The sequence below is a fragment of the Streptomyces sp. NPDC001634 genome, from assembly GCF_040298185.1.
Classification (GTDB): Bacteria; Actinomycetota; Actinomycetes; order Streptomycetales; family Streptomycetaceae; genus Streptomyces.
In genome coordinates this window covers 102,848-111,625 of sequence record NZ_JBEOZU010000027.1, presented here as the reverse complement: position 1 = coordinate 111,625, position 8,778 = coordinate 102,848, and the positions used below count along the sequence as shown (strand labels likewise).

Sequence of the window (8,778 nt, the reverse complement as noted above, 5' to 3'; positions counted from 1 at the left end):
CGGCCCCCCGTGCGGGGGGGGGGTGGGGGCGGCGGGGGGGGGGCGCCCCCCCCCCCCCGCGGGGGGGGGGGGGGGGGGCGGCCCCCCGGGGGGGTTTCTGGGGGGGGCCCCCCTGGAGGATGGGACGGGTTGGGGCGGCGGGGGCGAGACCCCCCCCGCCGCCCCTACCCGTTACGGCGACGCCGGCGGGTACAGCGACCTCGGCAGCTTTGATGCCGCCGCCGCGTCCAGCAGCCACAGCGTGCGCGAGCGGCCGTACGCCCCCGCTGCCGGGGCCTGCACCTCGCCCGCGCCCGACAGGGCGATGGCCGCCGCCTGCGCCTTGTCCTCGCCCGCCGCCAGCAGCCACACCTCGCGCGCCGCCCGGATCGCCGGCAGCGTGAGCGTGATCCGGGTCGGCGGAGGCTTCGGCGCGCCGTGCACGCCGACCACCGTCCGCTCGGTCTCCCGCACCGCGGGCAGTTCCGGGAAGAGCGAGGCCACGTGCGTGTCCGGGCCGACGCCCAGCATCAGGACGTCGAAGGTGGGCACAGAGCCGTGGTTCTCGGGGCCCGCGGCCCGGGCCAGTTCCGCCGCGTACGCCTCGGCCGCCGCATCGACGTCGGCGCCGTACGGACCGTCCGACGCGGGCATGGCGTGCACGCGCTTCGGGTCCAGGGACACGGAGTCCAGCAGGGCCTCGCGGGCCTGCGTGACGTTCCGCTCCGGATCGCCCTCCGGCAGGTAGCGCTCGTCGCCCCACCACAGGTCCAGCCGGCCCCAGTCGATGGCGTCCCGGGCGGGCGCGGCGGCGAGCGCGGCGAGCAGACCATTGCCGTTGCGGCCACCGGTGAGCACGACCGAGGCGTAGCCGCGCGAGGCCTGCGCGTCCACGATCTTCGTGATCAGCCGGGCCGCCGCGGCCTGGGCCATCAGCTCCTTGTCGCGGTGCACGACGAGCTGGGGAGTGCTCACTTCGCGGCCGCCTTCTTCGCCGGGGCCTTCTTGGCGGTCTTCTTCGCGGGTGCGTCCGCAGACGCCTTCGCCGTGGTCTCGGCAGATGCCTCGGCCGCCACCGTGTCCTCGGCCGCGGTCCGCGCGGTCGTGGACTCCTCGGCCGGAGCCCCGGCCTGTTCCGCCACGGCGCCGAGCCGGTCCACGCCGTACCGCAGTGCCGACGCGTAGGTGTCGTCCGGGTCGAGCCGCCGCAGCTCCTCCGCGATCAGCTCGGCCGTGTCACGGCGCTTGAGCGCCACCGCGCGGTCCGGCTGACCCTCGATGGACAGCGTGGCCAGGGAGCCGTCCGCGCGGTCGAGGACGATCGGGCCGCAGCTCGTGTTCATCCGGACCGCCGTGAGGCCGGGGCCGGAGGACAGCGAGCGCTTCACCGGCACGTCCAGCCGGTCCGCGAGCCACATCGCCAGCAGCTCGCAGCTCGGGTTGAACTCCTCGCCCTCCACCTCGACCGCCTCGACCTCGCAGGTGACCTGGTCAAGGGCCGCGGCCAGCATCGAGCGCCAGGGCGTGATGCGGGTCCACGACAGGTCCGTGTCACCGGGCGTGTAGGCGTCGGCGCGGGCGCTCAGCTCCCGTACCGGCGCCTCGGCCGCGTAGGTGTCGGTGACCCGCCGCTGCGCGAGCGCGCCGAGCGGGTCCCTGGCCGGGTCGAGCGGCGCGTTCACCGGCCACCAGACGACGACCGGGGCGTCCGGCAGCAGCAGCGGCAGCACCACGGACTGGGCGTGGTCCACGACCTCGCCGTACAGCCGCAGCACCACCGTCTCGCCGGTGCCCGCATCCGCGCCCACCCGCACCTCGGCGTCCAGACGCGAGGACGTGCGCTCGCGCGGGGAACGCGAGACGCGCTTGATGACCACGAGGGTGCGCGAGGGGTGCTCGCGCGAGGCCTCGTTGGCGGCCTTCAGGGCGTCGTAGGCGTTCTCCTCGTCGGTGACGATGACCAGGGTGAGCACCATGCCGACGGCGGGCGTGCCGATGGCGCGGCGGCCCTGCACCAGCGCCTTGTTGATCTTGCTGGCAGTGGTGTCCGTGAGGTCGATCTTCATGGCCGGCGCCAGCTCCGTCCGTCTCGTTCGAGCATCTCGTCCGCCTCGACGGGCCCCCACGTGCCGGCCGGGTACTGCGCGGGCTTGCCGTGCTTGTCCCAGTGCTCCTCGATCGGGTCGAGGATCTTCCAGGACAGCTCGACCTCCTCGGTGCGAGGGAAGAGGTTCGAGTCGCCGAGCAGCACGTCCAGGATCAGGCGCTCGTACGCCTCCGGGCTGGACTCCGTGAAGGACTCGCCGTAGGCGAAGTCCATGGAGACGTCCCGGATCTCCATCGAGGTGCCCGGCACCTTGGAGCCGAAGCGGACGGTGACGCCCTCGTCGGGCTGGACGCGGATGACGACCGCGTTCTGGCCCAGCTCCTCGGTCGCGGTGGTGTCGAAGGGGGAGTGCGGGGCGCGCTGGAAGACGACCGCGATCTCCGTCACCCGCCGCCCGAGCCGCTTGCCCGTGCGCAGGTAGAACGGGACGCCCGCCCACCGGCGGTTGTCGATCGCGACCTTGATCGCGGCGTAGGTGTCGGTCTTCGACTTGGGGTCGATGCCCTCCTCCTGGAGGTAGCCGACCGCCTTCTCGCCGCCCTGCCAGCCGGCCGCGTACTGCCCGAACACGGTGTCCCTGCCGAGGTCCTTCGGCAGCCGGACGGCCCCGAGCACCTTGGTCTTCTCCGCGGCCAGCGCGTCCGCGTCGAAGGAGGCGGGCTCCTCCATGGCCGTCAGCGCCATCAGCTGCAGCAGGTGGTTCTGGATGACGTCCCGTGCTGCGCCGATGCCGTCGTAGTAGCCGGCCCGGCCGCCGATGCCGATGTCCTCGGCCATGGTGATCTGCACATGGTCCACGAAGGACCGGTTCCAGATCGGCTCGAACATCGTGTTGGCGAAGCGCAGCGCCAGGATGTTCTGGACGGTCTCCTTGCCCAGGTAGTGGTCGATGCGGAAGACCTGGTCCGGGGCGAAGACCTCGTGCACGACCTTGTTGAGCTCCTCGGCCGACTTCAGGTCGTGGCCGAAGGGCTTCTCGATGACCGCGCGGCGCCAGGAGCCCTCGGTCTGGTCGGCCAGGCCGTGCTTCTTCAGCTGCTGGATGACCACCGGGAAGGACTTCGGCGGCACGGAGAGGTAGAACGCGAAGTTGCCGCCCGTGCCCTGCGCCTTGTCCAGTTCCCCGATCGTGGAGCGCAGCCGCTCGAACGCGTCGTCGTCGTCGAAGGTGCCCTGGACGAAGCGCATCCCCTGGATGAGCTGCTGCCAGACCTCCTCCCGGAACGGCGTACGGGCGTGCTCCTTGACGGCGTCGTGGACCTCCTTGGCGAAGTCCTCGTCCTGCCATTCGCGGCGCGCGAAGCCGACGAGCGAGAAGCCCGGCGGCAGCAGCCCGCGATTCGCCAGGTCATAGACCGCAGGCATCAGCTTTTTACGTGACAAATCGCCCGTAACGCCGAAGATGACCAGGCCCGACGGCCCCGCGATACGCGGGAGCCGTCGGTCCGCGGCGTCACGAAGCGGATTCGCTCCGTGTACGGAAGTCAAGGTGTCAGCCCTCCGACGGGGCGAGGCGCTCGATTACCGCCTCGGTCGACTTGAGCAGGTCGTTCCAGGACGCCTCGAACTTCTCGACGCCCTCGTCCTCCAGAAGCTGGACCACGTCGTTGTACGAGATCCCGAGCTTCTCGGCCGCGTCCAGGTCGGCGCGTGCCTGCTCGTAGGTGCCGGCGATGGTGTTGCCGGTGATCTCGCCGTGGTCCTCGGTGGCCAGCAGGGTGGCCTCCGGCATGGTGTTCACCGTGTTCGGCGCCACCAGCTCGTCCACGTACAGCGTGTCCTTGTACGCCGGGTCCTTCACGCCGGTCGACGCCCACAGCGGACGCTGCTTGTTGGCCTGCGCCTTGTCGAGGGCGGCCCAGCGGTCGCTGCCGAACACCTCCTCGTACGCCTCGTAGGCGAGGCGCGCGTTGGCGATCGCAGCCTTGCCGCGCAGCGCCTTGGCCTCGGGGGTGCCCAGCGCGTCGAGGCGCTTGTCGATCTCGGTGTCCACGCGGGACACGAAGAAGGACGCCACCGAATGGATCTTCGACAGATCCAGGCCGCGCTCCTTGGCCTTCTCCAGGCCGGTCATGTAGGCGTCCATGACCTCGCGGTAGCGCTCCAGCGAGAAGATCAGCGTGACGTTGACGCTGATGCCGTTGGCGATGGTCTCGGTGATCGCCGGCAGACCCGCCCTGGTGGCCGGGATCTTGATGAGCGTGTTCGGGCGGTCGACCAGCCAGGCGAGCTGCTTGGCCTCGGCGACGGTGGCCCGGGTGTTGTGCGCCAGACGCGGGTCGACCTCGATCGACACCCGGCCGTCCTGGCCCTGCGTGGCGTCGAACACCGGGCGCAGGATGTCGGCGGCGTCCCGGACGTCCGCCGTCGTGATCATGCGGACCGCCTCGTCGACGGTGACCTTGCGGGCGGCGAGGTCAGCGAGCTGCTGCTCGTAGCCGTCGCCCGACGAGATCGCCTTCTGGAAGATCGTCGGGTTGGTGGTGACGCCCACGACGTGCTGCTGGTCGATCAGTTCGGCGAGGTTTCCGGACGTGATCCGCTTGCGCGACAGGTCGTCCAGCCAGATCGCGACGCCTTCTTCGGAGAGGCGCTTGAGTGCGTCTGTCATGGAAATTGCATCTCCTACGTGTCGTATATCAGCGTCAGCGCTGGGCTGCGGCGAGCGATTCCCGGGCGGCGGATGCGACGTTCTCGGCAGTGAAACCGAACTCGCGGAAGAGGACCTTGCCGTCCGCCGAAGCACCGAAGTGCTCCAGGGAAACGATGCGACCCGCATCCCCGACGAACCGGTGCCAGGTGAGGCCGATCCCCGCCTCCACCGCGACCCGCGCCTTCACCGAAGGCGGCAGCACGCTGTCCCGGTACCCCTGGTCCTGCTCCTCGAACCATTCCACGGACGGCATCGACACGACCCGCGTCGCAATGCCCTCGGCCTGGAGCTGCTCACGCGCCTCGACGGCGACGTGCACCTCGGAACCGGTGGCGATCAGGATGACCTGCGGCGCTGCGCTCTGCCCTTCGGGCCCTTCGGCCTCGAACATCACGTAACCGCCGCGCACGGTGTCCTCGTTGGGCTCGTACGTCGGCACACCCTGACGCGTCAGCGCCAGGCCGTGCGGGGCGCCCTTGCCGAACTCCTTGGTGTAGCGCTTGAGGATCTCGCGCCAGGCGATCGCGGTCTCGTTGGCGTCGGCCGGGCGCACCACGTTCAGGCCCGGGATGGCACGCAGCGTGGCCAGGTGCTCGACGGGCTGGTGGGTGGGGCCGTCCTCACCCAGACCGATGGAGTCGTGGGTCCACACATACGTCACCGGCAGGTGCATCAGCGCCGACAGCCGCACCGCGTTGCGCATGTAGTCGGAGAACACCAGGAAGGTGCCGCCGTAGACGCGGGTGTTGCCGTGCAGGGTGATGCCGTTCATCTCCGCGGCCATGGAGTGCTCGCGGATACCGAAGTGGATCGTGCGGCCGTAGGGGTCGGCCTCCGGCAGCGGGTTGTCGGCCGGCAGGAACGAGCTGTTCTTGTCGATGGTGGTGTTGTTCGAGCCGGCCAGGTCGGCGGAGCCGCCCCACAGCTCGGGGATCACCGCGCCCAGCGCCTGCAGCACCTTGCCCGAGGCCGCACGTGTCGCGACGCCCTTGCCCGCCTCGAAGACCGGGAGCTTCTCCTCCCAGCCGGTGGGCAGCTCGCCCTTGCTGATGCGGTCGAACTCGGCGGCGCGCTCGGCGTTGTTGTTGCGCCACTCCTGGAACGACTTCTCCCACTCGGCCTTCGCCTTGCGGCCCCGCTCCAGCGCCTTGCGGGTGTGCTCGATGACCTCCTCGGAGACCTCGAAGCTCTTCTCCGGGTCGAAGCCGAGGACGCGCTTGGTGGCCGCGACCTCATCCTCGCCCAGTGCCGAGCCGTGCGCGGCCTCGGTGTTCTGCGCGTTCGGCGCGGGCCAGGCGATGATCGACCGCATCGCGATGAAGGACGGCCGGTCCGTGACCTTCTTCGCGGCCTCGATGGCGTTGTAGATGGCGTGCGGGTCCAGGTCGCCGTCCGGCTTCGGCGCGATGCGCTGCACATGCCAGCCGTAGGCCTCGTACCGCTTGACCGTGTCCTCGGAGACGGCGGTCTCGGTGTCGCCCTCGATCGAGATGTGGTTGTCGTCCCACAGCAGGATCAGGTTGCCGAGCTTCTGGTGACCGGCGAGCGAGGACGCCTCGGCGGAGATGCCCTCCTGCAGGCAGCCGTCACCGGCGATGCAGTAGATGAAGTGGTCGAAGGGGGAGGTGCCCTCAGGGGCGTCCGGGTCGAACAGGCCGCGCTCGTAGCGGGAGGCCATGGCCATGCCCACCGCGTTGGCGACACCCTGGCCGAGCGGGCCGGTCGTGGTCTCCACGCCCTTGGTGTGCCCGTACTCGGGGTGGCCCGGGGTCTTCGAGCCCCAGGTGCGGAAGGACTCCAGGTCGTCCAGCTCCAGGCCGAAGCCGGCCAGGTAGAGCTGGGTGTAGAGGGTCAGGGACGAGTGGCCGGCGGACAGCACGAACCGGTCACGGGCCACCCAGTCGGGGTCCGCCGGGTCGTGACGCATCACCTTCTGGAAGAGGGTGTAGGCGGCCGGAGCCAGGCTCATCGCCGTACCCGGATGGCCGTTTCCGACCTTCTGTACGGCATCGGCGGCCAGGACGCGGGCGGTGTCCACGGCCCGCTGGTCCAACTCGGTCCACTCGAGGTCTGTGGTGGTCGGCTTGGTGCTCACCCTGGGTCAGGGCTCCTCTCCACATATCGACTGCCGGTGCACTGGGCGCCCACCGGCCGCTGCTGAGCCTACCCCCGTAAGTACGTGCGCCTTTTCGAGTCATTCCAGACTGCCGGGAGTCTTCGGGATTTGCCTCCCGACCGGCCGGAACTGCGGTCGGCAACTGAATACGGAGCCGCTCATCCGATCGCTCAACCGAGCGGCATTCGGCTCGCTTCTCCTTGCTCATTCGCCCACTGGCGCATCGGCCGGTACCGAGAGGCCGGCCACGCGACCGCTGCCAACACGACCCACCCCCGCGAAGGGCGGACTGGGGGCAACGTCTAAAGTTGCGTGGGTACGCGCGAGCCTTTATTGAACGTTCACAGCCGGGGCTCGCTGGGATGTCTCTGTCAGGGGTGTACGTGACGGCCGTCGAATCCCGTCCGCCGGGAGTGCTCGGGACGAGCAGCAGCCGGGGCCAGCGGCCGTTTGGGGCCCGTGTCAAGGCGTTCGTGGCGCTGACCAAGCCACGGATCATCGAACTGCTGTTGATCACCACCGTTCCGGTGATGTTCCTCGCCCAGCAGGGCGTGCCGAGCCTCAGGCTGGTGCTGCTGACCTGCATCGGCGGCTACCTCTCCGCGGGCGGCGCCAACGCGCTCAACATGTACATCGACCGTGACATCGACGCGCTCATGGAGCGCACCTCGCAGCGTCCGCTGGTCACCGGCATGGTCAGCCCCCGTGAGTGCCTCACGTTCGGCATCACGCTGGCTGTCGTCTCGACGCTGCTGTTCGGTTTCACGGTCAACTGGCTGTCCGCCTGGCTGTCGCTCGGAGCGCTCCTTTTCTACGTCGTCGTCTACACGATGATCCTCAAGAGGCGTACGTCGCAGAACATCGTGTGGGGCGGCATCGCGGGCTGTCTGCCGGTCCTCATCGGCTGGTCGTCCGTCACGAACTCCATGTCGTGGGCGCCGGTCATCCTCTTCCTCGTCATGTTCTTCTGGACGCCGCCGCACTACTGGCCGCTGTCCATGAAGGTGAAGGAGGACTACGCGCGCGTGGGTGTGCCGATGCTGCCGGTCGTCGCCTCCAACAAGGTGGTGGCCCGCCAGATCGTCATCTACAGCTGGGTGATGGTCGTGGTGTCCCTGCTGCTGACGCCCCTCGGCTACACGGGCTGGTTCTACACGGTGGTCGCGCTGGCCGCGGGCGGCTGGTGGCTGTGGGAGGCGCACGCGCTGCAGAACCGGGCGAAGGCGGAGACGACCGGCGCGAAGCTGAAGGAGATGCGCTTGTTCCACTGGAGCATCACCTATGTCTCGCTGCTGTTCGTCGCGGTGGCTGTGGATCCGTTCCTTCGCTGACCGGCGCATCCGTACGCCCTCCCGGCAGCTGACGTACGTCACAGAGTTCTGCTCTCGCCAGTCGATCTACCCGTGAGTAGCATCCTGACCATGGCAGACACCCAGCAGGTTGACCCCAAGCAGGACGCGAAGGCCGAGCGCCACGTCGACAAGCTTGCCAAGCAGATCGGCGCCTTCGCGAAGGCGCACGGCGGCGCCGAGGGACAGGTGGCGTACATCGGGCAGCGCGGCGCCCGGATCGTGCTCGTCGGTGAGGACGGCGGCTGGGGCGACCTGTTCGCACCGTCGTACGCGATCGCCGAGCAGGCGGTGCAGAAGGCCGGAATCACCGTCCACGAGGCCTTCGACGGCGAGTTCGCGGGCAAGGTGAAGACCGGTCCGTACGAGTGGAGCCGCATGGCGGGCATTCAGGTGGGCGGCCCGTCCAACGACTGAGCAGCGCCCTTGAAGGGGCGCGGGGCTGTGACTATGTGCGCTCCGCCGCGTGGGCGCGATCGACCCCGAACCACCCGCAGTCGCCGAACCGAGTTCACCCCCCACGAACGGCCCCCAACACCTAAACACCGGTTCACCCGTTAGGACCTGTAGGCCA

Annotated in this window: 7 protein-coding genes; 2 read left to right on the top strand and 5 right to left on the bottom strand. The window is 69.7% G+C overall.

Annotated elements, in window-relative coordinates:
• Window positions 1-171: 171 nt before the first annotated feature.
• The 5 genes from pgl to tkt are packed head-to-tail and all read right to left on the bottom strand — an operon-like array spanning window position 172 to window position 6,834.
• Window positions 172-954, bottom strand: a complete 783-nt coding sequence (gene pgl, locus ABT186_RS20145; RefSeq protein ID WP_351232077.1) for a 6-phosphogluconolactonase — start codon at window positions 952-954, stop codon at window positions 172-174.
• Complete coding sequence (gene opcA, locus ABT186_RS20140) at window positions 951-2,045, bottom strand: glucose-6-phosphate dehydrogenase assembly protein OpcA (RefSeq protein ID WP_351232079.1); 1,095 nt, start codon at window positions 2,043-2,045, stop codon at window positions 951-953. Before opcA ends, pgl begins: the two co-directional genes overlap by 4 nt.
• Window positions 2,042-3,574 carry a glucose-6-phosphate dehydrogenase gene (zwf, locus tag ABT186_RS20135; RefSeq protein WP_351232081.1) on the bottom strand — a complete coding sequence of 511 codons (1,533 nt, stop codon included), beginning with the start codon at window positions 3,572-3,574 and terminating at the stop codon, window positions 2,042-2,044. The genes opcA and zwf overlap by 4 nt, the downstream gene beginning before the upstream one ends.
• Before the next feature lie 4 nt (window positions 3,575-3,578).
• On the bottom strand, window positions 3,579-4,697 hold the full coding sequence (gene tal, locus ABT186_RS20130; protein WP_351926119.1) for a transaldolase: 1,119 nt from the start codon (window positions 4,695-4,697) through the stop codon (window positions 3,579-3,581).
• A 34-nt stretch (window positions 4,698-4,731) separates the two neighbouring features.
• Entirely contained in the window at window positions 4,732-6,834 is a 2,103-nt protein-coding gene (gene tkt, locus ABT186_RS20125; RefSeq protein WP_351232085.1) for a transketolase, read from the bottom strand.
• A gap of 398 nt (window positions 6,835-7,232) precedes the next feature.
• On the opposite strand from tkt, the gene ABT186_RS20120 reads away from it, so the two are divergent.
• Both ABT186_RS20120 and ABT186_RS20115 read left to right on the top strand, forming a co-directional pair.
• The gene (locus ABT186_RS20120; RefSeq protein ID WP_351232125.1) at window positions 7,233-8,186 is read left to right on the top strand and encodes a heme o synthase; all 954 of its coding nucleotides are present in this window, start codon (window positions 7,233-7,235) and stop codon (window positions 8,184-8,186) included.
• Window positions 8,187-8,276: 90 nt separating this feature from the next.
• Window positions 8,277-8,621 (top strand): hypothetical protein, encoded by a 345-nt coding sequence (locus tag ABT186_RS20115; protein ID WP_351232087.1) that lies wholly within the window; start codon window positions 8,277-8,279, stop codon window positions 8,619-8,621.
• The last annotated feature ends 157 nt before the right edge of the window (window positions 8,622-8,778 follow it).